This is a genomic window from Nocardia sp. BMG51109, from assembly GCF_000526215.1.
Taxonomy (GTDB): Bacteria; Actinomycetota; Actinomycetes; order Mycobacteriales; family Mycobacteriaceae; genus Nocardia.
The window spans coordinates 7873108-7896603 of record NZ_JAFQ01000004.1; the positions used below are offsets into that span (position 1 = coordinate 7873108).

The window sequence follows — 23496 nt, forward strand, 5'->3', positions numbered from 1 at the left end:
CGTCGGCCTGAGACACAGCGGGTGCAGCAGCCGGAAAACGGTGGCCCACACAGCCGGGGCGACACCGCACCGATTTGCCCACCGAAGTACGAGTCTCGCAAGAACCCGTGCGAATACTTCTTGCGCCGCAACAGATTTCGACCCACCATCCGAATGGGCTCTCACCGGCGAACACCATTCCCGAGCTGTACCCCGACATACCACCCGCCCGAGTCGGTGACCGGAAGCGTCTCCACAATCGACTCGTTGCGTCGACTTGCCCGCCGAATTGCGAGTCCCGCAAGACTCCGTGCGCATACTTCCTGCGCCACAACAGATTTCGACCCACCGGCCGAATGGGCCCTCGCCGGCGGACACCATTCTCGGGCTGTGCCCCGACATGCCACCCGCTCGAGTCGGTGGCAGGAAGCGTCCCACGATCGACTCGAGGTGTCGGCCGCCCAGCCAGCGGCGGTGCGCGACGGCGCCTAGGGTGCGCCACCGCCTATCGATTCGCCCCCGGCGGGCAGGGGATAAATGACTGTATCCAGGACGCGCCGCTTGGTCGGCCCGACGTGGTCGGCTGGTTCGCGACCCGCCGCCGGAGTCCCCGACGTCACGGCCTCGAGGTACGAATGCACGGCATCGGGACGCCGGACGACCGACCGGTGGCCCGGTCCTTTCGCCGCCCGCAACCGTCTCCACCCGAGGAGCGGATCGCGTGAGCACACGTCGTATCGGGCCCTCGCCGTGCGGCTCGCGGAACGGGCGGACGACGTGCCGGATGGCGTGGCCGAATGTCGCGCGTGTTCGCGGAAGTTGCCGGCTTGGTACGCGAACACGCTGGTCAGGGGTTCGGGGGGCGGGTGTGTAATCGCGTAACTGGAGATTTACCGGCGTGTCTTGTCGCGTAACCGGGGAGTGGGCACGCTACCGCCATGTCCATCAGTGCGATTCGGCCCGACGGGAACGATACCGGGCAGTCCGGCGGCGGCGATTCCGCCCGGTCGGGAGGCATCGCCCGCGAGCGCGCGGCGTTCGGGGAACAGGTGCGGGGGCTGTTCCCGGCCGCCTCGCAGCTGGCCGCGCGGCGGGTGCGTGATCTGTTGCGGGCGGCGCTGCGGACCGGGGAGTTCGGCACGGGTCGGCTGCCCGGTGAGGCCGAGCTGATGGCGCAGTATCGCGCGCCCCGCGACGTGGTTCGCGAGGCGCTGGACCTGTTGCGCCGCGACGGGCTGATCGAGCGCCGCCGCGGGCTGGGCACCCTGGCCGTGCGCGACGAGTACGTGATCCCCGGGTCGCTGCCGCCGCAGGGCCACGAGCTCGACGACCATCTCGCGGTCGGGCGGATCACGCCCCGGCTGCTGCACTGGGCCTGGATTCCCGCGCCGCGGGTGATCGCCGGTCATCTCGACGGCACCGCAACCGGCGACGACTGCCTGTGCGTCGAATACGTCCTGCTCGCCGACCAGCGCCCGATGGCGGTGTTCACCAATTACATTCGCGCGCCGGAGGCCGCGCGGGTGGACCAGTCGCTGTTCCGGCGGGACTTCTACGCGCTGTTGCGTTCCGGCGGCATCGACACCGCCAGCTGCGATGTCGGCGTGCAGGCGGCGGCCGCCGACGAGCACACCGCGGCCCTGCTGCACGTGCTGCCGAACGAGCCGGTTCTGCTGGTGCAGCAGCGCATTCGCGACGACACCGACCGGGTGGTCGACTACGCGCTCGGCACCTGCCGCAACGAGCTGCTCATCGAGATCGGTCACATCCCCCGCATCGACATCACCGGCGCCGACCGACAGGAGAGTCCCGCATGACCGAAACCGCCGCCCGCCCAACCTCCTTCGACACCGTGACCGACGCCGCGGCCGCCCTGCGCGCCGGTGAAATCACCGCCACCGATCTGGTCGAGCGCGCGCTCGCCACCACCGACGACGTCGGGGCGTATCTGGCCCGGTTCGACGACCGCGCGCGCCTCCGCGCGGCCGAGATCGATCGGCAGCTGGCCACCGGAACGCCGGTGCCGCCGCTCGCGGGAATTCCGATCGGCGTCAAGGACATTCTCGCCCACGCGCACGCCCCGACCACCGCGCAGAGCCTGGTGCTCGATCCGGCGTGGGGCGCGGATATCGGCGACTGCGCCGTGGTCCGGCGGCTGGAGCAGGCCGGCGCCGTGATCACCGGCAAGACCAGCACGATGGAGTTCGCGATCGGAGTTCCCGACCCGGACAAGCCCTTTCCGGTGCCGCGCTGCGCGTGGGATCGCGAGCGCTGGGCCGGCGGCTCCAGCTCCGGTTCGGGTTCCGGAGTCGCCGCGGGGCTGTTCCTCGCCTCGATCGGCACCGACACCGCCGGCAGCATCCGGATACCGGCGGCGTTCAACGGCGTGACCGGTCTCAAGGCCACCTTCGGGCGGGTGCCGAAGTCCGGTGTGGTGCCGCTGGGCTACACACTCGACCACGTCGGCCCGCTGGCCCGCTCGGCCGCCGACTGCGCGCTGCTGCTGTCGGTGCTCGCGGGCCCCGATCCCGACGACCCGTACAGCGCCGCGGAGCCGGTCGCCGACTATCCGGCCGCCCTCACCGGCGATCTGCACGGGGTCACCGTCGGCGTGGACGACCTGGACCGATTCGCCGACGGCGGGATCGACCCCGAGCAGCCGCGGCTGTTCGCCGAGTCGATCGAGGCGCTGCGGGCCGCGGGCGCCACGGTGGTGCCGGTCGAGGTGCCGATGTACCAGGAGTTGGTGGCGATCGACCTGCTGGTGATGCTCGCCGAGGCGCACGCCTACCACCGCACCGATCTGCGCGACCGCTGGACCGATTACGGGCGCGGCACCCGCATCGTGCTCGCCGGCGGCGCGGCGGTGTCCGGACCGGATTACGTTCAGGCCCAACGCGTCCGGCGGATCGCGCGCGACCGGATGGCCGAGTTGCTCGGCCGGGTCGACCTCGTCGTCACCCCGACCGGCCACCTCGGCGCGCCGCCGCTGTCGACGCTCGACCCGATGCGGCCGCTGGGCGCGCTGTCCTCACTGCACACCCCTTACTGGAACCCTCTCGGCAATCCCACCCTCGCCGTGCCGATCGGCCTGTCCGCCGACGGCACCCCGCTGTCGATATCGATCAGCGGCCGGTATTTCGACGAGGCGACCGTCCTGCGCGCCGGCGACGCCTATCAGCGCCGCACCGCGCACCATCTCGCGAAAGGTATGGCATGACCCCGACGTCCACCTGGTCCACCGACCCCGAGGAAAACGCCGCGGTGGAGGACCTCTACGAGATGCTGGCGGGGCTCTCCGAGTTGCTGCACGACTGCGCCGAGGCCCGCTACGGCGATCCCAGCGGCGGGCACACCGTCGGCTGAACGGATCCGGCGAATACGCGCCGGGATGTCGCACACACGTCGCCGGGGACGTTCCGGCGCGGGCACCCTCCGAATCCCGCCGGGCCTGCGAATTCCTTCCGGACCGGATTGTTTTGCTCCCTTTCGGACATTCCCCGAGGGAAACGCCGAATAGCGCCGGATTCGCTTCCCCTGACATCGCTGCGGTACGGTATACGCAATCCGAGTAGATCCGTGTCCGTGCGAAAGGGCTGGCTCATGGCCAAGAAGGTCACCGTCACGCTCATCGACGATTACGACGGGAAGTCCAAAGCGGATGAGACCGTGCAGTTCTCGATCGATGGTGTGGCCTACGAAATCGATCTCTCCACGTTGAATGCCGGCAAGCTCCGGGGTTCCCTGGAACCCTGGACCGATAAGGCCCGGAAGGTGGGCCGGGTGAAGTCGGGCGCGGTGACACGGCCGAAGTCCGCGGCCGACCGCGAACAGACGGTGGCCATCCGGGAATGGGCGAAGAAACACGGTTACAACGTGTCGGCCCGCGGGCGAATTTCGTCCGAGATCGTCGCCGCCTATCACAAAGCGAGCAAGTAGACTCACGATTCGGGTATTCCACCTGGTTGAATGGGTTTCCGGCCGGGCCCGGGTTACCGCGTGCGCAACGCGATAATCCGGGCCCGGCCGTTCTGCTGTGTGGGCCCGCCGCACAATTCGCGGGTCCGGAAAATAGTGCCCGGTCACGACGACGCGCCCGCCCGATACGAGGCCCGGCGACGGCGGTAACCTGTGATCATGGTGCGGTAACCATGCCGTTCCCGCATGTCACCGAGTGCGCATCCGAACCGGGCGGGGGTGGTTGGCGTGACACGCGAACAGGCCGTCGCCGAACTGGCGCGGCAGTGGCGAACTGCGGTGTCGGACACCGGCTTCGTGCCGATGCCGCAGCGCGATCTCGAGCGGCTGCTCACGGGGCTGCTGGAGCGGCTGATGGCGGCCATCGTGGCCGAGCCGTTCGACGGGGCGGCCGCCGCCGCGGTGGGCGCCGACCTGGTCCGCGCGAATCTGACCGACCCCCGGGTGATGGCCCGCACCTCCGGCGCGCTGGCACCGCTGGCCGAGGCCATGGCACCGCACCGGGCGCGGGTCGTCACCGCCCTCGGCGAGCTGGCCCGCGGCTACACTGTGGAGCTGCTGGCCACCCGGGCCCGCCACCAGGAGATGTTGCACGCGGCGATGGCCGACGCCCGCCAGGCGGCCGAGGTGCGGTTCCGGGTGCTGTTCGACAACGCCGCCGTCGCGATCGGCATCTGCGATACGGGCGGACAGGTCGTCGACGCGAACCCGGCGCTGGCCGCCATGCTCGGCCTGCCGGTGCCGCGGCTTCGCGGCCTGCCGGTCTCGGAGCTGGTGCACCCGGACGACCACGCCGAGATCCGGGCGCGCGTCTTCGACGAGTTGCTGACCACCGGATCCGGCACGGTGCGGCTGGAGCTGCGCTATGCGCGCCCCGACCGGACCGGCGGCTGGGCCGAGTGGGCGATCACGCTGGTGCCGGCGACGGGCGGGCGCTCGGCCTACCTGCTGGTGGTGGGCGAGGATACGACCCAGCGCCGGGCCCTGCAGGCCGAACTGAGCCGCCAGGCCCGGCACGATCCGCTGACCGGCCTGCCCAATCGGCGCCGGCTGGTCGAGACGGTCGCGGAGATCATCGCGGACGCCGGGCCGGACGACCGGATCGGGTTGGGCTTCATCGACCTGGACGGATTCAAGGGCGTGAACGACACCTACGGGCACGGCGTCGGGGATCGGCTGCTCGCCGCGGTGGCACCGCGACTGGCCGCGCACACCGCCGAGGCGATGCTGGCGCGGGTCGGCGGCGACGAATTCGTGGTGTTGTTCCCGCCGCCGTGCGATGCGGCCCGGGTGGCGGCCGTGACGAGGACGCTGCTCGACGCGCTCACCGAGCCGATTCCGGTGGACGATCTGAAGCTGACGATCTCCGCGTGCATCGGAGCCGTGGTGACCCCCGTTGCCGATGCGGATGCCGAACAATTGCTGGACGCCGCCGACGCCGGGTTGTACCGGGCCAAGGCCGCCGGGCCGAACCGGTGGGTGCTGCACAATCACGACATCACGGCCCGGGCGATACTTCCCGGCCCGCGCTGAGACTTTCCGCCCGCGCTGAACTTCCCGGCTCCCGACGAGCGGGCACCGGCCCGGCACGCGGTCCGGCAAACCCCGGCTCCGAGGCGTCCTACTTCCGTCGATTCAGGGCATCAGGAGCGTGTCGATAAAGCCGGAAATCGTGCTCACGAGCTGATCGATGAAATGCGGGATCATCGGCTGGTCCTTCCGTCGGCGTTGCGGATACCGGCACTCCGGCCCTGCTGCTGCGCAAGGGCCATCGAGTACTGTCCGGTATTCGGCGCGAGGCGCGGCCCGGATGGGCGCCGATCGTTTGCTGGTGGGTTTGCGACGAAGGTCTCGATCGGCCCGTTCTCAGTCGGCCGCGCGCCGGTCGGCCGTGGACCGCTCGGCGTTCAGGTAGGCCCGCAGCACCTCGGCGGGCACACGGCCGCGCGCGGACACCGCAAGTCCGTTCTCGCGCGCCCATTTCCGTGCCGCGGTCGATTCGACGGCCGTCATCGTCGCCGGCCTGCGCACACTCGTCATGGTGCGCCGGACCCGGCGGGCGTGTCCGGCCCAGTGCCCCACCTGCTCGCGCAGCCGGGCCGCGTTGGCGGCCGACAGGTCGATCTCGTAGGTCTCCCCGTCCAGGCCGAAGACCACCGTCTCGGCCGCCGACGACGTGCCGTCCAGGTCGTCGACGTGCATGACCAGTACTCGATGTGACACTCCGTGCTCCTTCGCACCCCGACCCCCAGCGCTGCTCCCGCAGATTCGTAACTTACTGAGGGACGGAAACCGCCGTCGTGCCACTGGGAAAGTTCACCATATCGAGTCCGCGAAGACAGTGACGGACAACAATCCGCGATTCCGCTCGGGCCCGGCCGAAATCGGCGCGAATCCCGGCCGAGGCGCCGGATCCGGCGCGCCGAAAGGCACTGCGGCACAACCGAACTTCCAGCACGCCCGGGCGCGGCGCCGGCAACCGGTGAGCGTCGTCCCCGCCCGCCCCGTCACAAGCCCGTACGACGGAACTCAGGGAACGATCACAAGAATGCGCGACACCGGCTCTGCGGCGGGTTCCGATCGGTAAACTGAGACGGAAAACAATGCCGCTACACATGTCATTCGTACCCCGAAATACGGTGTGCGACACCGTACTTGACCGGTCCGCGACGCACCGGCTACAAATGAGTCCCCGCCGGTCCGGACGGTTCGGACCAGCCCGCGAGAAGTGTACGAAGTTGGCTACCGATGTGATCGACGCGACCGTGGAATTGCCGGTCGACCGCAAATCCGTGTGGGATCTGCTCACGGATCCGCAAAGCTATTCGCGATTCTTCCCCGGAATCGGCGCCTGCGATCGCCTGGAGACGATCGACGGCCATCCGCTGTGGCAGTTCCGGATAGGCACCCCGAGGGCCGGGATACGCACATTCGCAGCAACTTTCGTGGCCGGAAGCCCCGGCGAGAGCCTGGAACTGAAGTGCGCGGCGACGGCCAGCTTCGCGGCGGTTCGGTTGCGTGACACCGCGACCGGCGAGGGCACCCGCGTCACCCTCACCTTCTTCGCGCCGGGCCGCATCCACCCGATCGCGGCCGCGCTGCCGGACTCCGACATCACCGACTGGGCCGAGGCCGGGCTGCGACGGCTGGCCGAACTACTCACGGGCGCACCGACGTCCGTGGTGGTCAACGGCGAGGGCACGCTGCTACGCCGGCATGCCGACGTGGCTCGCCAGATGGTCTCGACCGGCGTCGTCCGCACCTACCGCCCCGATCTCGGCGCGAAACAGCTGCGCCAACTGGCCGCGTGGGGATTCAATCTGGCCGGCGGCTACGCGGCGGCGGCCGCATGCTCCCCGCACCGCCCGGCCGTCGTCGACGATCACGGCACCCGCACCTTCACCGAGATCCACGAGCGCAGCCACGCGCTGGCGGCCGCGATGGCCCGGTTCGGGCTCGGCTCCGGCGATGCGGTCGGCCTGCTGGCCCGCAATCACGCCGGAATGGTCGAAACCATGGTCGCCGCCGGCAAACTCGGTGTCGATGTGGTGCTGCTGAACGCGGGCCTGTCGGCGCGGCGGATCGAGGAGATCGTCCAGCGGCACCGGCTCGAGCACCTGTTCGTCGACAGCGAGCTGGAATCGCTGGTGCACTACCTGCATTCGGATATCCAGCGGGTGTTCACCGATATCGGGGCGGGCCCCTACCGCACCACCATCGACGACCTGATCACCGAGGGGCACCGCGACTTCCGCAAACCGTCCCGGGCCGGCCGGCTGATCGTGCTCACCTCCGGCACCAGCGGCACGCCCAAGGGCGCCCGCCGCCCGCATCCCAAGGGTTTCGCCACGGTGGCCGCGCTGCTGTCGCGCATCCCGCTGCGGATGAACGAGACCATGCTCATCCCGGCGCCGCTGTTCCACACCTGGGGCATGGCGACGCTGCAGCTGAGCACGCCGCTGCGCGCCACCGTCGTGCTGCCCGAACACTTCGACGCCCGCGACACCCTCCGCCTGATCGCCGAAAACCGGGTCACCACACTGGTTCTGGTGCCGACCATGGTGCAGCGCATCCTGGATCTGCCGACCCCGGTGCGGGCCCGGTTCGACACCTCCAGCCTGCGCGTCGTCGCCAGCTGCGGCGCACCGCTGGCCGGCGCCACGGTGCAGCGGTTCATGGACACCTACGGCGATGTGCTCTACAACGTCTACGGGTCCACCGAGGTCTCGTGGGCCACCGTCGCCACTCCCGAGGATCTGCGCACCTCCCCGACCACGGCCGGCCGCCCGCCGCTGGGCACCCGGATCGCGATCCTGGGCCCGGACCACGACCCGGTCCCGGTGGGCGCCACCGGGCGCATCTACGTCGGCAATCACATGCTGTTCGACGGCTACGTCAACGCCGCACCGCCGGAGGAGGCCGACGGCATGCTCGACACCGGCGACCTCGGCTATCTCGACGCCGCCGGGCGGCTGTTCATCGACGGCCGCGACGACGAGATGATCATCTCCGGCGGCGAGAACGTCTTCCCGCGGCCGGTCGAGGAGGCGCTGGCGCATCTGCCGCAGATCACCGACGTCGCGGTGGTCGGCGTGCCGGACCGTGAGTTCGGCCAGCGACTGGCGGCCTTCATCGTCAAGCGGGAGGGCTCGGGGCTGGATTCGGACATGATTCGCACCTACGTCCGCCACCGGCTCAGCCGCTTCTCCGTCCCGCGCGACGTCACGTTCCTGTCCGCGCTGCCGCGCGGTGAGACCGGCAAGGTGCTCAAGCGGCTGCTCACGGGCGCCCCGGTCAACGAGTCGCCGCTGTGAGCGCCCGGTTGCCGGCCGCGGCACTGTGATCCGACACGAGAAGTACCACACGGAATCTCCCGAATCTTCACGATCGATTGTGGATTCTGCCCTGAAGAGTCTCGAAACGGTTACGTTGATATGGCAGTGCAGTGAACGGGGGTGGAAGGAAGTTTCCCATGTCTGTCAGCACTCAGAACCGACCGACACTGACCGTCTCGGGGCGACCGATGTCGTCGCCGCTCAAGGACGTCTGGGCTTTATCGCGCCAGATGGTCGGGCATTTCGTCGAGAACGTCGCACCCTGCGGCACACTGCCCGGCGACGCCATCTACGGCGACGTCACCACCATCACCCGGACCTGCCTCGAACTCGCCGTCGGCATGCTCGACGGCACCAACATTCCCGAGAAGATCGAGCGCTTGAAGGACGCCGCCGCCCAATGGGCCCGCGAGGGCGTGCCGATCGACACCATCCACCACGCCATCCACGAGGGCTTCAAGATCGGATTCGATCTGGTGGTCAGCAGCGCGGCCACCAAGCATCGGAGCGCCGGGTCCGGTGAGCACGACGGGATGACGCTCAGCCTCGCCGATTACGAATCCCTCATCGGCGGAGCGCAACTCGTCGTCGAAATGCTCGACACCATGACCACCGCCGTCTCCACCGCCTACGTCCGCGAACTCAAAGCCGTAGTCTCCGAACACCACACCGCCGTCCACACCCTCACCTCCGCACTCCTCGGCGGCCACCCCACCTCCACCATGGCCCGCGAATGCGGCATCGAGATCGCCGAGCGCTACCACGTCCTCGCCCTCGCCATACCCCCGCACCCCGACGAGTCCAACCCGGTGCTCGACGGCAGAGTCGTTGCGCGCCGCAAACTCCGGCGCCTGCAGGCCACCCTGGCCACTCGATGTAACGACACCGCCCTCTCGCTGCTCAGCGTCGACGGCGGCACCCTGCTCATCCCGGTCCGCGAGACCGACGACACGTTCGACGATCTGGTCACTCGCCTGTCGAAGGCCGCGCGGGTCCCCATCACCGCCACCCTCGTCAGCACCCCCACCGACACCATCCCCACCGCCGCCGACCAAGCCCACCAACTCCTCGACATGGTCGCCCGCCTGCACAGCGAACCCGGCCTCTACCGCTTCGACGACCTCGCCCTCGAATACCAGCTCACCCGCCCCGGACCCGGCCGCGAATACCTCGGCTCCCTCCTCGAACCCCTCGACCACCACCCCGAACTCCTCGAAACCCTGCACACCCACATCGCCCACAACCTCAACCGCCAACGCACCGCCCGCCTCCTCCACGTCCACACCAACACCGTCGACTACCGGCTCAAACGCATCGGCCAACTCACCGGCTTCGACCCCACCCAGGCCAGCGGCCTGTGGTACCTGCGCTCGGCGCTCGTCGCGCGCAGCTACCGCAGCTCGGACCGATAGCCGAAGCCGATCACCACCCGGGCCGGGCCTGGATCTCGGCGACGTAGGCCCGCGACACCGCCGAGGTCAGCACGTCGAGCATGTCGACGAGAAAGGCCCGATCGGCCACCGGATCGGTACGGCCGCGCGCGCCCGTGGGGTCGATCCGATCCAGGCTCACCTTGACGCCGCGATGAATCGCGTGCTGCACCGTGTCGATGGGCACGCCGTCGCGGGCCCAGTCGGCGGCGGCGTCCTCGAGCCGATGCAGCGCCACGGCGGCAGCGGACTCGGTGGCGTCGAGCAGCACGATGGCCAGCTCGAAACCCAGCCGCATCACCGCCGTGGGATCGGATCCACCTGTATCCCAACGCTTTTCCGGATTCCACGGTGAATCGCGGGCACCCCCCGAGCGGTCGAGGGGACCGTCCGCGGACTCGGCGTCGCCGGAATCGTTGCCTCGCATCGCGCGCTCCTTCCGTCCGCCAGGGCCCCTTCGCAGCAACGAAAGTAACTGGGACAGACAAGGAATACGAGCGCTACTCACCGGTAGACAGAAACATCCGAATCACGGCGCGCCGCGACTGTGACAATTCCCAAGAATCGTCGGGTGATGTTTATTGTTCGCGCCCGGAGTCGGGCTTGATCCGGCCGGCCTCCACGAGTGTCTGGTACGCCGCACGCTTGCGCGGGCATTCCTCGCGGCGACAGCCGCGATGGCGCTGCATCGCCGAATGCGCTTCGCTCACCGACATCGGCTGATCCGGGGCCTCGTGCGGCCAGCCGATCGGCCATACGGACACATCCATTGTGTCTCCTCCGGGGGCGGGTTCCGTTCGCCCGGTACCGAACTCACCGGCGTCGAACCCACCCGTACCGCGCTGCGCCGGTCGACTACTCGGCCACACCACGGTCGCGCACAATGCGATCACCGCGCCGAAGACCAGCACGACGGCCGCCAACCCTGTCACAGCACACTCCAACACTCGATCATATTCAGTCGTCGTCCAGCCCCGCCGACAGATACGCCACCGCCGCGAGCCATTGCGCACACGATGCCGCGTGCTCGCGGAGCAGCCGGCGCGCGAGCGCATCCGTCAGCTCACCGTCCAGTTCACGACACGGCCGACCCGTGCCGGATAGGCAAGGCGCCGAACACCTTTGCGTGGTAGCCGTCATGCGCCTTCCCCTCCGCTGAGACGCTGCCGAGTACCACGGACGACGCTCGCTACATACTGAAACTGTGATATCCTGAACGTGATAGATGTTAGCGTGATTATCACGATAACGAAAGAGGCTGGGGCGGAAGGGGTTCAGGCGTTCCGGCTGAGCCGGACGTTCACCATCATGGCTACGCGATTACGAACGGCGCGAAAACTGCTGTTGGGCCGCGAGATCGAGCACATGATCAACACGGCCGGGGTCAGCCAGCACGAGGCGGCCAAGATCATCGAGACCAGTCAGAGCCGGATCGCGATGCTCACCAACGGCGCCAGCTCCATCACCGTGGGGGATCTGGAGCGGCTGGCCATCGAGCTCGGCTTCACCGATTGCGGCTACCTCGAGATCCTCAAGGAGCTGCGCCGCGACAACCACAAGCGGGGCTTCTGGAACAGCGGTTACCGTCGCGCCTACATCGAGGACCTGCGCCTGCTGGTCGACCTGGAGGCACACGCCAGCCTGTTGCGGGTGGCCGAGGCCGAGATCATGCCCGGGCTCATCCAGTGCGAGTCCTACATCCGTGCCCTGCACGAGCCCGAACAACCCGGCGACCGCGAGGCCGGGGAGGCCGGGAAGATCACGGTCGAGGATTCGGTGCAGGCCCGGCGGGCACGGCAGGAGATCCTGCTCGGGCCGAACCCGCCGGAGTTCCGGGTCATCCTGTCCGAATCGTGCCTGCGCCGCGAGTACGGCGGCCACGCGGTCATGCTGGAACAGCTCGAACATCTGCTGGCGCTGTCCAAGCGGTCCACCATTCTCATCCAGGTGCTGCCGTTCACCGTAACCACCTACGGAGCCGGCATGGAGGACCGGTTCACCCTGGTCCGGGTGCCGTCACCGGGCGCCGCCGGCGATCTGGACATGGCGATCGTCGAGAGCCAGGGCGATATTCGATACATCGACGACAAACCGGCCGTCACGGCCCGGGAGACGGTGTGGTCGCGGCTGTCGGCCGCGGCACTCGGCGCCGAGGACTCCCGCACCTTCATCGAGCACATCGCGCGCTCGTTCCGCCGCAAGACCTTCACCGCGTGACGACCGTCCCGTCACTGCCTCGCACGTCCACACCTCGTCAGTAGTAATCACAACGAGTCATGGGGGTTGCCATGAACGACTTCGAGTCCCGCGAGATCGACGCCAGCCGGCCGTCGGCCGCCCGGATGTACCACTACTACCTGTCCGGCGAGGCCGTGTTCGATGTCGACAAGATCTTCGGCGAGCACGTGTTCCGGGTCTTCCCGTACATCGACACGCTGGCCCACCACAATCGCGAATTCCTGCAGCGGGCCGTCGAATTCATGGTGGCGCAAGGAGTCCGGCAGTTCCTCGACATCGGCTCCGGGCTACCCACGGTCGGCAACACGCACGACGTCGCCCGCGCCCACGCGGCCGACACCCGCGTGGTGTACGTCGACAACGATATGGAGGCGGTCAACCGCGCCCACGACCTGCTGCTGCAGCAGGGCGCGCTGGACCACACCGCCGTCATCGAGGCCGATCTGCGCTGTCCCGAGGTGATCTTCGACGATCCGCAGGCCCGCCGGCTGATCGACTTCGACGAGCCGCTGGGGCTGCTCATCATCGCCGTCTGGCCGTTCGTCCCCGACAGCGACCGGCCGTACGAGCTGATGGCGCAGCTGCGGCATCGCCTGCCCGCGGGCAGCTACGTGGCCATGACGCACGGCTCGGTCGAGGATGCGGGCCCGGAGTTCAAGCAGGGTTACGCCGGGCTCGTCGATCTCTACCGCGGCACCTCCGACCCGGCAATGTCCCGCAGCAGAGACGATTTCGCCACCTTCTTCGACGGTGTGGAACTTGTCGAACCCGGCATCGTATATGCCACGGACTGGCGCCCGACGCACCCGGTGGATACACAGGATCCGGCACGGCCGTGTAATTTCGCCGCGGTTGGCTACAAGCCATAGACAGACCGCAGACGCACGGGCTGCCGCTGTTCGCGCGTCTGCAGCTTTACTCTGTAGAAAGGGCACCACCAATGACGCTGCTACCTATATTCACCGCGGGCGAGTTCCGCAAGGCGAGTATCAGCTCGCCCAACCAGAACTGTGTGCGGGTCGCGCGCAAGCAGGGCTGGACCGCGGTGTGGGACGACAAGCGCGCCACCGACCGCACCACCCCCGCCACCGCACTGCCGACCGGCGAACTCCTGCTGTTCACCGACGAACAATTCGACGCCATTCAAGCCGCGGTACGCGGCGCCGGAACCTCCTCCCCGCTGACGATCACCCCTCGCACCGACGGACACTTCGTATTCCGTGCCGCCACACCGCAACCCGGGGGCGGCGTCGAACTCATCTTCGACCAGGGCGAACTCGACGCCTTCCACCACGGGGTGCGCAACCACGAATTCGACCACAACTGACGCGGCCGACATCGTCCGCCACTGTCGCTCGGGGATCGTGCATATCCACGACAGGTACCCGCACCGCGCGGGTACTGTGCCCGGTCCCCCTGCGACCGTGGAAGCAACAACCTTGCGCATCAAGAACTTTAAGCCCGGACCGGAGTGATCGCATCCCGGGGAGGACAACTCACCAACCCCCGGAGCGGGGCTTGGGGCGCCGTCACAAGGCATTCCGGGCCGTCCTCGGGAGAGCGCCACGAATCCACCTGCGCCACCCGATGTTTCGGCACGCCCCGGTTGTTCGGGCACGGCCCGATCGCTTCGGTACGGCCCCGATCAGTTCTCCAGGCGCACCCGCACGCTGACCCGGCCGCGCTCGTCACGATCGGCCACCGCGTGCCCGTGCCGGTCGGCCCCGTCGAGATGCAGCGTGATCGGCCCGCCCGCACCGAGGAAATTCCGCCACCAGTTCTTCTTGTCCGGCAGGGCGACGCCGATGACGTACTCGTCGCCCACCCGCCGGTAGTTGACCGGCGTACTGAAGGTCTTCCCGGACTTGCGCCCCACATAGCTGATCGAGACGAAGCTCTTGCCCATCAGCGGGCCGAGCACAGGCGCCTCGGTCAGCGTCACCACCACGCGGTTGAAGCCCCGCACCGCCGGGCCCAGCACTGTCTTCGAATCCACGGATACCTCCCGGTCGGCATGCAACACTCGGAATGCCTGCCACCTTAGCGCGGGCCGTCCCGCCGCGACCGGCACCGGCGGCGCCTCACCGGCACCGGGCACCGGAAACCCCGCGGCCGACGAGGCCGCGCCCCACCTCCGACCGAAGCCGCGGACGGCCCGCAGGATCGCCTGATCCATGGCCGGACTCCCGGTATGCCCGGAGTCGTCGACGACACCAGCCGCGCGTCCGGCCACGCCTCGGCCGGTTCCCGGTCCGTGCCCAGGGACCGCTCACCCGCCTGGCGCGTCGGCACCACCGCCCGCGCTCACGGCGCGAACCGGTATCGAGCGTCTCGCCGAGGCCGCGCACCCGGCGAATTCCGCGTCCGGTGGTCCGCGTGCGACGATCCGGGCGTGGACGACGGTGACTTTCTCGACGAGGTGACGGACCGGCTGGCGGCGCTGCCCGGGGTCTCGGCGGTGACGCTCGGCGGATCCCGGGCGCAGGGGACGCATCGGCCGGACAGCGACTGGGACCTGGCGATCTACTACCGGGGCGGGTTCGATCCGCGACACCTGCGTGAGATCGGTTGGGAGGGTGAGGTTTCCGAGATCGGCGCGTGGGGTGGCGGGGTGTTCAACGGTGGCGCCCGGCTGCGCATCGACGAACGTCCGGTGGACGTGCACTATCGCGACCTCGACGTGATCGAGCATGAGCTGAACGAGGCGCGGGCCGGGCGGTTCCGCATCGAACCGCTGCTGTTCCATCTGGCCGGGATCCCCTCCTACCTGGTCGTCGGCGAACTCGCGATCAACCGGGTGCTGCGCGGCGAACTGCCGCGGCCCGGCTATCCGAAGCCGTTGCGCGCCAACGCGCCCGGAGTCTGGTGGGGCACCGCGCAGCTGGTGCTCACCTATGCGCGGGCCAACCATGCGCCGCACCGCCGGGTGGCCCAGTGCGCGGGCGCGATCGCCCAGGCCGCCACCCAGTCGGCGCACGCGGTGCTCGCCGCCCGCGGCGAATGGGTCACCAACGAGAAGCGGCTGCTCGCCCGCGCGGGGCTGAGCGAGATCGATGCGCTCGCCGCCGGGCTGGAACCCGATCCCGAGACACTGCGCGATTCCGTCGAACGCGCTCACGCGCTGTGCGAACAGGCGGTGCGGTGGGCGACGACCCGGCCCTGACCGGAAGCCGCTGCCGCGCACGCTATCCGGCGGCAAACACCGACCTCGCCTATTCCATGGACTGGCGAACGCCGTGGGGGCACACTCTATGTGACAACGTTCGGCGCTGACGACCGGGCATGGGGGTAAGGGACAGGGACGATGAGAATTCGGCCGCGGCAACAGCTGCTGGATCTGTGGCAGGCGGTGCTCGCCTGTAGCTATCGGGACGAGAAGTGGTTCTGGGGCGGGCGCGACGGCGCCAACTCCATCAGCGATGCCGAGCAGTTGCTGTGCCTGCTGTATCCGGCGACGGAGATCGTGGCCTTCGCGCTGGACCAGCCCAACGAGATGGCCGCCGACGCCAAGACCGCCCTCGCGCCGTTCGGCGAGGAGACCCGCATCGGCGGCGTCCTGGTCGCCCTGCTCGAGGAATATCTCGACCGGTACACCGGACCGGACGGATACCCCGTCTTCGCGGCGGGCGGCTACCTGCGCACCGACGAAGGCGGCCCGCCCACCGACGCCCAGCTGGACCTGGAGGTCGTCGATTCCTATTCGATGTCGCTGAGCCTGTGCATCGCGTCGATGCGCTTCCTGCGCGGTTTCGAGCGGTTCGTCGGCGGCGAGGTCCGGCTGGAGGCCAGGCAGTTGCGCGAGCGCATCCCCCAGGTGATCGACCGGGTCAGCGCCCGGCTCACCGGTGCGATGGCGGGCCTGGTGCGCAGCTTCGTCATTCACACACCGGAGCCGAAATCCGATGCGGGCCGGGCCGTTCTGGACATGATCAACCAGGTCGGCGCACCGTCCGAGGATGTCATCAGGCGGCTGTCGGCCCGGTTGGAGCGGCTGCGGGTGCAGGCCGCCAACGAGGTCCGGCTCAGCCAGACCACCGAGATCGACGTCGCCGACGACGAGCGGCTGTTCGAATGCGGCTGGGGCTGGGGCATCGTCCGCACGGCGGAGCCGATCGACTTCGTGCCCGGCCACGTCGGTTCCGCGACCGGGCACGCGGAACCCCGCCCGTACCTGTACTTCACGGCCGTCGCCCTGGACGGCATCACCGACCTGTCCTCACAACGCATCCGGGAACTCGACCTGCTGAACGACGACCAGCGCGAACTGGCCGACGGCCTGCAACTGCGCTTCGAACTGGCGCGCAGCTACTGGTCGACGGTGGCCCGGTTCGGCGGCGGCCGCTGGCCGCTGGAGGACATCCCCTGGCGCACCTCCGACGGCGAGGAATCCGACTACTTCAGCCTCGCGGTCGCCGCCATGCTCATCCAGGACCTGGTCTACCGCGACAGCACCGAGGATCTGGCGCGCACCGTGGCGGTATTCGACCAGCTGGCCCGCCGCGGCCGCATCACCAGCCGGATCACCTCCGGCGACCCGGCCGCGACGCTGCACCATCCGGGGGTGCGACTACGCCTGGCCGGCACCGAGAACGTCGGCGACGGGGGGCAGTTGCAATGGCACGTCCCCGATTTCGTGACGATGATGCTCAAGCGGTGCCTGCAGGCCGCGCGGCTGCGCACCGACGTCGACACCCGCGACCAGCTGATGGCGCTGGCCGAGGCGGCGATGGATCATCTGGAACGCCGGGTGCTGCCCTCCGGCCCGGCCGCGGGACTCTGGGACGACGCCGGCCGGCTGCTGAGCACGACGGCGGATTCGCCCGACGGCCCGTCCTGGTTCGTCACCGAGCGGGTCATGGAATGCTTGGTCATCGCCTACGCCACCTTCAGCGAACCGCCGCTGGCGCCGCAGAGCATGGTCGCGCGCGCGGTCGATCTGCTCAGCGAGGCCGAGCATCTGCTCAACCAGGAGGAGCTCGACGTCGAGGGGCACGACAGGTCACCGAAACAGGCCGCGGTCAACCGGATCCGGCAATCGCTCGACCGCGCCCGGCGGGTGTTGCGCGAGCGCCCCGGCACCGCGTACGGCCTGGCCACCCAGGCGCTGATCCAGCTCGACGAACTGGCGTACGCGCGCCAGGACGCGACCAGGTGAGGGGCGGCACGGTGCTCGTGTTCTCCACCTCCGACAAGGGCGGCACCGGACGCTCGGTGACCAGCTGCAACATCGCCTACCGGCTGTGCGTGTCCGGGCGCAACGTCGCCTATGTCGATTTCGATTTCGGCTCCCCCACCGCCGGCGCGCTGTTCGAGATCAGCTCCGTGGAGCGCGGTGTGGCCGTCGGCGGCGTGCACTCCTACCTGCTGGGCGAGAGCGGCACCGCCGCCCGGATCGACGTCGGCACCGCCACCGACCGGCCCGACCTCGAGCGCCTCTGGCCACGGTCCGGCCGCCTGGTGCTATTCCCCGGCGACGAGGGCGGCGCCGAATTCCTCACCAGCGACGACACGGTCGTGACGCGATGCGCGGAACTGCTGGTCGCGCTGGAACAGGAATTCCGGGTGGTGGTCGTCGATCTCAGCGCGGGGCGTTCGGTCGCGCTCGACATCGCCCTGCGCGCAACGGCTCTGCCGCAGCTGCGGCGGCGCACCGCCCGGTGGCTGATCTTCCACCGCTGGACCCGCCAGCACATCCTGGCGGCCTCCGGGCTGGTCCACGGCCCGCACGGGCTGCTGGAGACCGGCGAACGCTGCGGTCACAACCGGAACGAACTGCTGGGATCCACCCGGTACGTGCGCACCGCCGTGCCCGCTCCGGTCGCGCACACGAGTGCGCAGCATCCCGCCCAGGCGGCATGGTTGCAGGAGCAGGACGCGGCGCTGCGCCGGCTCGCCACCGCCAACCGGCTCGGCGCCACCGCGCTGCTCGGCGCCACCCCGATGGAGCCCGTCCTGCAATGGCGCGAACAGCTCATCCTCGACAGCGACGTCAACGCCCACATCGCCAACGACGAGACCGCGCGCGCCTATATCGAACTGGCCCGCCGCCTGGTCGACATCGCCACCTGGGAGAAGCTCTAGATGCGCGAGACGCAGGGATACACCGAAGCGACGGACGAGCCGTGCATCGCACCGGTTCCGTTGTCGCACTTGTCGATCGAGGTCGGGCATTTCGCGCTGAACGACATCACCGGCGATCCGGACCGGATGCGTGCGGAGTTCCGCCGCATCGTCCCACTGGTGTCGGCGTTCATCGAGTCGGCCCGGGTGCAGTTCGGGCCCGGCGCGCGGGTCAGCACCTGCTACCTGATCGACGACTACTTCCAGGCCGATACCGATGCCGCCGAGGTGCTCGGCAAGCTGCTGTCGGCGGCCGAGGAATCCGGTTTGGCCATCGACTATCTGGCGCGCGAATCCGGTTGCTGGCAGGCCTCGCCGTTCGCCGACGGCGTTCCGGTGGGCGACCCGATTCCGGTGGCGGAGATGGTGGCCGCGCGCATCGTCGCCGAACCGGCGCCGCCCGACTCCGGCCGCCGCCCGCCCACCGCACAGTCGGGGTGGCTGTGCAACGGCCGCCGATCCTCCGAACACGAACCGGCACAGGCGATGCGCGGGCGCGACTACCAGCCGCCGGAGGAGTTCGGCCGCCGCGAGCACTCCATCTTCCTGGACGTGCAGCTGTGGAACAGGCAGGTTCGTGACGATGTCACGGAGACCAGGTGGTCGTGCGCGTTCCTGGCGGCGGTCTGGCACCTGCTGCGGCTCGGGATGCTGCGCTATCACGGTGCGGCCGTGGTGGATCCGCAGCCGTGGCGCGGTGAACCCTGGCCGCGGCGCTGGCACGAGGTGCCGCCGGTGGTGCAGCTCGCCCCGGACGCCACCCCGTTCGCCGCCTACCAGACCCTGTCGATGCTGCCCAAGCGCTACATCGCCATTGAGCACGCGGTGCGGCTGGTACTAGATCATCTCGATCTGGACGACGACGTGGTCGCGCAGATCATCGCCCGCGGGGCCACCGAAGGGGTGACGGTGCCGCGCAAGGTCAGTGACCGGCTGTCCCATCTGCTGCTCGACGGACCCTGAGATGGCGACGCCCCTGGTCGTACTCGGCGAGGTTCGCACCTGCCTGCTTCCCTCGGCCGTTCCGCTGACCCGCCCCGAGGCGGTCGAGTTGCTGACGACGGTTCCCGGCCGCGCCGTGCGCTGGCGGGAGCGGCCGGGGAGTCTCGCCCTCTCGCCGACCACCGCGGTAGGCGTCGACTGTGCTCTCTCGCTGGGCGCGGACCCCGTGCACATCGTCGGCACCGTCGCGACCCGGACGGTACTGGCCGGCGGGCGCGTGCTGCAGTCCTCGGCCCACACCCGGGTGGTGCGCGCCACCGAGCGGCGGCGGCAGACCTGGTCGCACTACGTCAGCCAGAAGGGTGTCACGGAGATCATCGACCGCATTCCCGAACGGGCGAAGCCCGCCGTCGCCCTGGCCGACAGCTACCTCGCCGGACCGACCGGCCGCACCACCCTCGACCTGGCCTCGATCAGCGAGCGCCTGCTGGCCCGCGTGCGCGCGGACGCCCGGCTGGACCAGAACCCGCCCCTGCGGGCGGGCAGTACGCGGCTGCGCTGGACCGCCGGCGTCGGCGGCAGCGCCGGCCCCTCGGCGAAGATGCGCCTGGACGACGCCACCGTCCGCTCGATTCGGGTGACCGTGCGCGAGGAGAAGGATCTCGCTGCGGCGCAACGGTTCTGCGAGGACGTGGCGGCACACGACTGGCTGCTGACGGCGCTGGCCGACGCCTTCGACGAGGCCGACCGATTCGCCTCGCACAGCCGCGAGCGAACCGGCATCCTCGCGCCGGCGCTCGAACATCTTCCCGGACTGTGGATGCCGGGCGCGCACACTCCCGCGGTGCTGCGCACCCTGTGGAAGGACCTGCAGGCCGAGCCCGGCTTCACCCGGCAGTGGAGCACCCTGGTGACGCGGCTGCGCGACAGCATCGCGGTGGCTACCCTGAACACCCTGCGGCACAAGGATTTCGACCCGAACTGGTAGCTACATCCGGAACCACTTGCGCACCAGCAGCGCGAAGAACACCGACATCGACACCGCACCCGCCCACGCCTCCACCGCGAACAGCGGGCGCGCGGCGGCGTGCAGGCCCTCGCTGTCGCCGGGTCCGGACGGATTGAGGAAGGTGGTCACGCACATGTAGACGGTCTCGGTCGGCGAGTCGTTGCCGGCCAACAGCAGGGCGAGCGCGGTGAACAGCACCAGCTGCGCGACCACCCAGCCCAGCAGCCAGGACGGCCGGTAGCCGTGGCCGCACAGCACATACGACGCCTGTACGGCCCAGCGCCGCCAGCCGCGCGGCAGTGCGCGCGTGCGGGCCCGGGCCAGCCGCAACCCGCACCGGTCCTCGGCCTCGTCGTCCTCGTTCATCCGGTACAGCGCGGTGGCGCGACGGTACGCCAGGGCCGCGTGCGCGGGCAGTCGCACCGCCCACAGCTGCGCTCCCAGCAGTTCGTACACCTCGGCGAGCAGGGTGTTCTGCCGGGTACTCAGCCGCAGCGGCCCGCGGAACTCGATCTCCGCCGCCAGCAGCGCGGCCACCACCGCGCTCGGCACCCGCCAGCCCGCCTCGTCGGGCTCGGGACGGCGGGCCGCCGCATACAGGTGACCGAGCGCCAGGGCGTCGGCGTGGCGGCGGGTGTTCGGCTCGTAGTCGACGAGAATCGCCTCGACATGCGTGGCGAAGGTTTCCAGCGCCGCCTGCTCCGGCCGCTCGTCCCGATCCAGCTCTTCGGTGTATTCGGCCGCGCGCCTGGTGATCCGGGTGGAGACCGATGCGACGACCGACGAGATATCACGCATGCCCGTACGCCCCCCGCTCACTCCCGCAGTCGATATTCGAACACGTCGCGCGGCTCGTCCTGCCCGAAGTACTCGTCGTCGTGGTCGACACAGTCGAATCCGACCTGTGCGAACAAATTTCTCGCCGGATGATTGTCCGGCCGCACGGTCAGGTACATCATCTCGACGCCCTGCTGCCGGCAGGCCCGCAGGGCGCGCTCCAGTAGCCCGCGGCCGTAGCCCAGTCCCTGACACTGCTTGGCCACCGAGAAGGTGAACAGCAGCGCCCGGCGGTCTTTCTCCAGTATCAGCGCGTACCCGATCACCGCGCCGTCCACCTCGGCGACCAGCCACGCCGGCCCGTGCAGCTCGAACAGCTGCCGCAGCATCAGATACCGGTACGGCTCGGCGAACACCTCGGCCTCGATGGCCGCGATGTCGTCGAGGTCGGTGAAACGGGCCTGCCGGTACTCCGGCCGCGGCGCCTCAGCGGTATCCATGTGCTCCCTCGTGCCAGGGCATAAGCCGTCTGCTTCCAGACTAGAACGTTCCCCCGAATCAATCGCGTCAGTGTAGATGTCGCGGAACGACGCTGCGACGTAACCGGGCCGTGGGAGTTTCGTCCGCCGCCGGGACGGACATTTCGCCACGCGCCGACGTCACATACCCCGCGTCTGCCACTATCGATGCGCTCCACCCAGCCGACCGCAAGGGACCCGATGACCTATACGCCGGTACAGCCGACCGCTGCCCGACCCGAACCGCTGCCCCGTCCGCCCTACCGCCTACCGCTGCTCGGCGATGTCCTCACGACGGACTTCGACAAACCGTGTCAGCGGCTGGCCCGGCAGGCGCGCACGCTGGGCCCGGTGTTCGAGCAGAAGCTGTTCGGTTATCCGGCCGTCGTCGTCACCGGAACGCAGGCCGTCGCCGAGGTCAACAACGAGGCGGTGTGGGAGAAGCACGTCGGGCACGTGCTGACGAAGCTGCGGCCGCTGGCCGGGGACGGTCTGTTCACCGCGTTCAACCGGGAACCGAACTGGGCCAAGGCGCACAACATTCTCGCCCCGGCGTTCGGCAAGGCGGCGATGACCACCTACCACGACACCATCACCGGGACCGTGCGCCGGCTCGCCGACGTCTGGGCGGCGCAGGAATCGACCTGGATCGACGTTCCGGCCGCGGCGAACGCGCTCACCTTCGAGATCATGTCGCGCGCCGGGTTCTCGCATTCCTTCGGCGCACTGACCGGTCCGGATGCCGAACCCTTGGTCGCGGCGATGGTGCGGGAACTCGCCTACGCCAATCGGCGCACCGATGTCCTGCCCCGGTTCGAACGCGTCTTCCGCCGCGGCGCCCGGCGCCGGCATCAGCAGGACCTCGCCCACGCCCACGAGGTCGTCGACGCCCTCATCGATGCGCGCCGGGAACAACCCCGCCGGGAGCGCCGCGACATGCTCGACCGCATGCTCGACGACGTCGACCCGGACACGGGAGAACGCCTGGACACCACCAACATTCGCCACCAGATCCTGACTCTCATGGTCGCCGGCAGCGAGACCTCCGCCAACACCATCGCCTTCGCGCTGCACTACCTGGCCACCCACCCCCGGATCGCCGACCAGGTCCGCACCGAGCTCGACGAGCGGTGGCCCGCACCGGATTTCCCCGATATCGGCTACGACGACGTCGGCCGGCTCCGGGCGCTGCGGCGCGTCGTCGACGAAACCCTGCGGCTGTGGCCGACCGGGCCGGGCTACTTCCGCCGCGCCAAGCAGGACACCACCCTGTGCGACGGCCGCTACCGGTTCCGGGAGAAGGACTGGGTCCTGGTCCTGCTGCTCGCCGCGCACCGCGACCCGGCCTGGGGCCCGGATGCCGACGAATTCAACCCCGACCGATTCCTCCCCGACACCCGCCGCACCCTCGCACCGCACATCTACAAGCCCTTCGGCACCGGCCCGCGCGCCTGTATCGGCCGGCAGTTCGCCCACCACGAAATCGCGGTCACCCTCGCCGTCCTCCTGCACCGGTTCGACCTCGAACCGGACCCCGCCTACCGCCTCGACGTCCGAGAATCACTCACCCTCAAACCGTCGGGCCTGCGCCTGCGCTTGCACCCGCGCAGTCGATAGACCGCCCGTCCGGCCGGAATATCCACCGGCAGAGTGGATTTCGGATCGCATCC

Annotated in this window: 23 protein-coding genes; 16 read left to right on the forward strand and 7 right to left on the reverse strand. The window is 69.4% G+C overall.

Annotated elements, in window-relative coordinates; genetic code table 11:
• Positions 1 to 917 precede the first annotated feature (917 nt).
• From D892_RS43080 to D892_RS0137065, 5 genes are all read left to right on the forward strand, one after another.
• Complete coding sequence (locus D892_RS43080; RefSeq protein ID WP_024806090.1) at positions 918 to 1796, forward strand: GntR family transcriptional regulator; 879 nt, start codon at positions 918 to 920, stop codon at positions 1794 to 1796.
• Entirely contained in the window at positions 1793 to 3199 is a 1407-nt protein-coding gene (locus D892_RS0137050; protein WP_024806091.1) for an amidase, read from the forward strand. The genes D892_RS43080 and D892_RS0137050 overlap by 4 nt, the downstream gene beginning before the upstream one ends.
• Positions 3196 to 3345, forward strand: coding sequence for a hypothetical protein (locus tag D892_RS47340; RefSeq protein ID WP_156959862.1), 150 nt, complete (start codon positions 3196 to 3198; stop codon positions 3343 to 3345). Before D892_RS0137050 ends, D892_RS47340 begins: the two co-directional genes overlap by 4 nt.
• A 237-nt stretch (positions 3346 to 3582) precedes the next feature.
• Positions 3583 to 3918, forward strand: coding sequence for an Lsr2 family protein (locus tag D892_RS0137060; protein WP_024806092.1), 336 nt, complete (start codon positions 3583 to 3585; stop codon positions 3916 to 3918).
• A 267-nt stretch (positions 3919 to 4185) separates the two neighbouring features.
• Entirely contained in the window at positions 4186 to 5490 is a 1305-nt protein-coding gene (locus D892_RS0137065; protein ID WP_024806093.1) for a sensor domain-containing diguanylate cyclase, read from the forward strand.
• A 333-nt stretch (positions 5491 to 5823) separates the two neighbouring features.
• Here the strand turns inward: D892_RS0137065 and D892_RS0137070 are convergent, their stop codons facing one another.
• Positions 5824 to 6180: an Lsr2 family protein gene (locus tag D892_RS0137070; RefSeq protein WP_024806094.1), complete on the reverse strand. Its 357-nt coding sequence runs from the start codon at positions 6178 to 6180 to the stop codon at positions 5824 to 5826.
• A 515-nt stretch (positions 6181 to 6695) separates the two neighbouring features.
• Here D892_RS0137070 and D892_RS0137080 point away from each other — a divergent pair.
• Both D892_RS0137080 and D892_RS0137085 read left to right on the forward strand, forming a co-directional pair.
• A complete protein-coding gene (locus D892_RS0137080; protein ID WP_024806096.1) occupies positions 6696 to 8771 on the forward strand; it encodes an AMP-binding protein in 2076 nt (691 codons plus the stop codon).
• Between the two features lie 158 nt (positions 8772 to 8929).
• Positions 8930 to 10204, forward strand: coding sequence for a CdaR family transcriptional regulator (locus tag D892_RS0137085; RefSeq protein WP_024806097.1), 1275 nt, complete (start codon positions 8930 to 8932; stop codon positions 10202 to 10204).
• Between the two features lie 10 nt (positions 10205 to 10214).
• Here D892_RS0137085 and D892_RS0137090 read toward each other — a convergent pair whose 3' ends face one another.
• The 3 genes from D892_RS0137090 to D892_RS47350 all read right to left on the reverse strand — a co-directional run bounded on the left by D892_RS0137090 (position 10215) and on the right by D892_RS47350 (position 11362).
• Entirely contained in the window at positions 10215 to 10649 is a 435-nt protein-coding gene (locus tag D892_RS0137090; protein ID WP_024806098.1) for a hypothetical protein, read from the reverse strand.
• Between the two features lie 151 nt (positions 10650 to 10800).
• Complete coding sequence (locus D892_RS47345; protein WP_156959863.1) at positions 10801 to 10992, reverse strand: hypothetical protein; 192 nt, start codon at positions 10990 to 10992, stop codon at positions 10801 to 10803.
• A gap of 187 nt (positions 10993 to 11179) precedes the next feature.
• Positions 11180 to 11362, reverse strand: coding sequence for a hypothetical protein (locus D892_RS47350; protein ID WP_156959864.1), 183 nt, complete (start codon positions 11360 to 11362; stop codon positions 11180 to 11182).
• 168 nt (positions 11363 to 11530) lie between these two features.
• Here D892_RS47350 and D892_RS0137100 point away from each other — a divergent pair, with 168 nt between their 5' ends.
• The 3 genes from D892_RS0137100 (at position 11531) to D892_RS0137110 (ending at position 13787) form a co-directional block, all read left to right on the forward strand.
• Entirely contained in the window at positions 11531 to 12439 is a 909-nt protein-coding gene (locus D892_RS0137100) for a helix-turn-helix transcriptional regulator (RefSeq protein ID WP_024806100.1), read from the forward strand.
• A 71-nt stretch (positions 12440 to 12510) separates the two neighbouring features.
• Positions 12511 to 13329 (forward strand): SAM-dependent methyltransferase, encoded by an 819-nt coding sequence (locus D892_RS0137105; RefSeq protein WP_024806101.1) that lies wholly within the window; start codon positions 12511 to 12513, stop codon positions 13327 to 13329.
• 71 nt (positions 13330 to 13400) lie between these two features.
• Entirely contained in the window at positions 13401 to 13787 is a 387-nt protein-coding gene (locus D892_RS0137110; RefSeq protein ID WP_024806102.1) for a DUF397 domain-containing protein, read from the forward strand.
• Between the two features lie 318 nt (positions 13788 to 14105).
• Here the strand turns inward: D892_RS0137110 and D892_RS0137115 are convergent, their stop codons facing one another.
• Complete coding sequence (locus tag D892_RS0137115; protein WP_156959865.1) at positions 14106 to 14636, reverse strand: nitroreductase/quinone reductase family protein; 531 nt, start codon at positions 14634 to 14636, stop codon at positions 14106 to 14108.
• Between the two features lie 216 nt (positions 14637 to 14852).
• On the opposite strand from D892_RS0137115, the gene D892_RS0137120 reads away from it, so the two are divergent.
• The 5 genes from D892_RS0137120 to D892_RS0137140 all read left to right on the forward strand — a co-directional run bounded on the left by D892_RS0137120 (position 14853) and on the right by D892_RS0137140 (position 20510).
• Positions 14853 to 15623, forward strand: a complete 771-nt coding sequence (locus D892_RS0137120; protein WP_024806104.1) for a nucleotidyltransferase domain-containing protein — start codon at positions 14853 to 14855, stop codon at positions 15621 to 15623.
• 141 nt (positions 15624 to 15764) lie between these two features.
• Positions 15765 to 17615, forward strand: a complete 1851-nt coding sequence (locus D892_RS0137125) for an SCO2524 family protein (RefSeq protein ID WP_024806105.1) — start codon at positions 15765 to 15767, stop codon at positions 17613 to 17615.
• Positions 17612 to 18541, forward strand: coding sequence for an SCO2523 family variant P-loop protein (locus tag D892_RS0137130; protein ID WP_232236255.1), 930 nt, complete (start codon positions 17612 to 17614; stop codon positions 18539 to 18541). Before D892_RS0137125 ends, D892_RS0137130 begins: the two co-directional genes overlap by 4 nt.
• Complete coding sequence (locus D892_RS0137135) at positions 18542 to 19543, forward strand: SCO2522 family protein (protein WP_024806107.1); 1002 nt, start codon at positions 18542 to 18544, stop codon at positions 19541 to 19543.
• 1 nt (position 19544) lies between these two features.
• A complete protein-coding gene (locus tag D892_RS0137140; protein WP_024806108.1) occupies positions 19545 to 20510 on the forward strand; it encodes an SCO2521 family protein in 966 nt (321 codons plus the stop codon).
• On the opposite strand, the gene D892_RS0137145 is transcribed toward D892_RS0137140, so the two are convergent.
• Both D892_RS0137145 and D892_RS0137150 read right to left on the reverse strand, forming a co-directional pair.
• Entirely contained in the window at positions 20511 to 21350 is an 840-nt protein-coding gene (locus D892_RS0137145; protein ID WP_156959866.1) for a hypothetical protein, read from the reverse strand. It abuts the gene before it with no gap.
• Positions 21347 to 21808: a GNAT family N-acetyltransferase gene (locus D892_RS0137150; RefSeq protein ID WP_024806110.1), complete on the reverse strand. Its 462-nt coding sequence runs from the start codon at positions 21806 to 21808 to the stop codon at positions 21347 to 21349. Before D892_RS0137150 ends, D892_RS0137145 begins: the two co-directional genes overlap by 4 nt.
• 219 nt (positions 21809 to 22027) lie before the next feature.
• On the opposite strand from D892_RS0137150, the gene D892_RS0137155 reads away from it, so the two are divergent.
• Positions 22028 to 23443 (forward strand): cytochrome P450, encoded by a 1416-nt coding sequence (locus tag D892_RS0137155; RefSeq protein WP_024806111.1) that lies wholly within the window; start codon positions 22028 to 22030, stop codon positions 23441 to 23443.
• Positions 23444 to 23496: the final 53 nt, after the last annotated feature.

What these genes read in the sequence shown, in the direction of transcription:
- D892_RS43080 (WP_024806090.1), top strand. Translation starts at nt 918, where the DNA reads ATGTCCATCAGTGCGATTCGGCCCGACGGGAACGATACCGGGCAGTCC.
- D892_RS0137050 (WP_024806091.1), top strand. Translation starts at nt 1,793, where the DNA reads ATGACCGAAACCGCCGCCCGCCCAACCTCCTTCGACACCGTGACCGAC.
- D892_RS47340 (WP_156959862.1), top strand. Translation starts at nt 3,196, where the DNA reads ATGACCCCGACGTCCACCTGGTCCACCGACCCCGAGGAAAACGCCGCG.
- D892_RS0137060 (WP_024806092.1), top strand. Translation starts at nt 3,583, where the DNA reads ATGGCCAAGAAGGTCACCGTCACGCTCATCGACGATTACGACGGGAAG.
- D892_RS0137085 (WP_024806097.1), top strand. Translation starts at nt 8,930, where the DNA reads ATGTCTGTCAGCACTCAGAACCGACCGACACTGACCGTCTCGGGGCGA.
- D892_RS0137090 (WP_024806098.1), bottom strand. Translation starts at nt 10,649, where the DNA reads ATGCGAGGCAACGATTCCGGCGACGCCGAGTCCGCGGACGGTCCCCTC.
- D892_RS47345 (WP_156959863.1), bottom strand. Translation starts at nt 10,992, where the DNA reads ATGGATGTGTCCGTATGGCCGATCGGCTGGCCGCACGAGGCCCCGGAT.
- D892_RS47350 (WP_156959864.1), bottom strand. Translation starts at nt 11,362, where the DNA reads ATGACGGCTACCACGCAAAGGTGTTCGGCGCCTTGCCTATCCGGCACG.
- D892_RS0137100 (WP_024806100.1), top strand. Translation starts at nt 11,531, where the DNA reads ATGGCTACGCGATTACGAACGGCGCGAAAACTGCTGTTGGGCCGCGAG.
- D892_RS0137105 (WP_024806101.1), top strand. Translation starts at nt 12,511, where the DNA reads ATGAACGACTTCGAGTCCCGCGAGATCGACGCCAGCCGGCCGTCGGCC.
- D892_RS0137110 (WP_024806102.1), top strand. Translation starts at nt 13,401, where the DNA reads ATGACGCTGCTACCTATATTCACCGCGGGCGAGTTCCGCAAGGCGAGT.
- D892_RS0137115 (WP_156959865.1), bottom strand. Translation starts at nt 14,636, where the DNA reads ATGGATCAGGCGATCCTGCGGGCCGTCCGCGGCTTCGGTCGGAGGTGG.
- D892_RS0137125 (WP_024806105.1), top strand. Translation starts at nt 15,765, where the DNA reads ATGAGAATTCGGCCGCGGCAACAGCTGCTGGATCTGTGGCAGGCGGTG.
- D892_RS0137135 (WP_024806107.1), top strand. Translation starts at nt 18,542, where the DNA reads ATGCGCGAGACGCAGGGATACACCGAAGCGACGGACGAGCCGTGCATC.
- D892_RS0137140 (WP_024806108.1), top strand. Translation starts at nt 19,545, where the DNA reads ATGGCGACGCCCCTGGTCGTACTCGGCGAGGTTCGCACCTGCCTGCTT.
- D892_RS0137150 (WP_024806110.1), bottom strand. Translation starts at nt 21,808, where the DNA reads ATGGATACCGCTGAGGCGCCGCGGCCGGAGTACCGGCAGGCCCGTTTC.
- D892_RS0137155 (WP_024806111.1), top strand. Translation starts at nt 22,028, where the DNA reads ATGACCTATACGCCGGTACAGCCGACCGCTGCCCGACCCGAACCGCTG.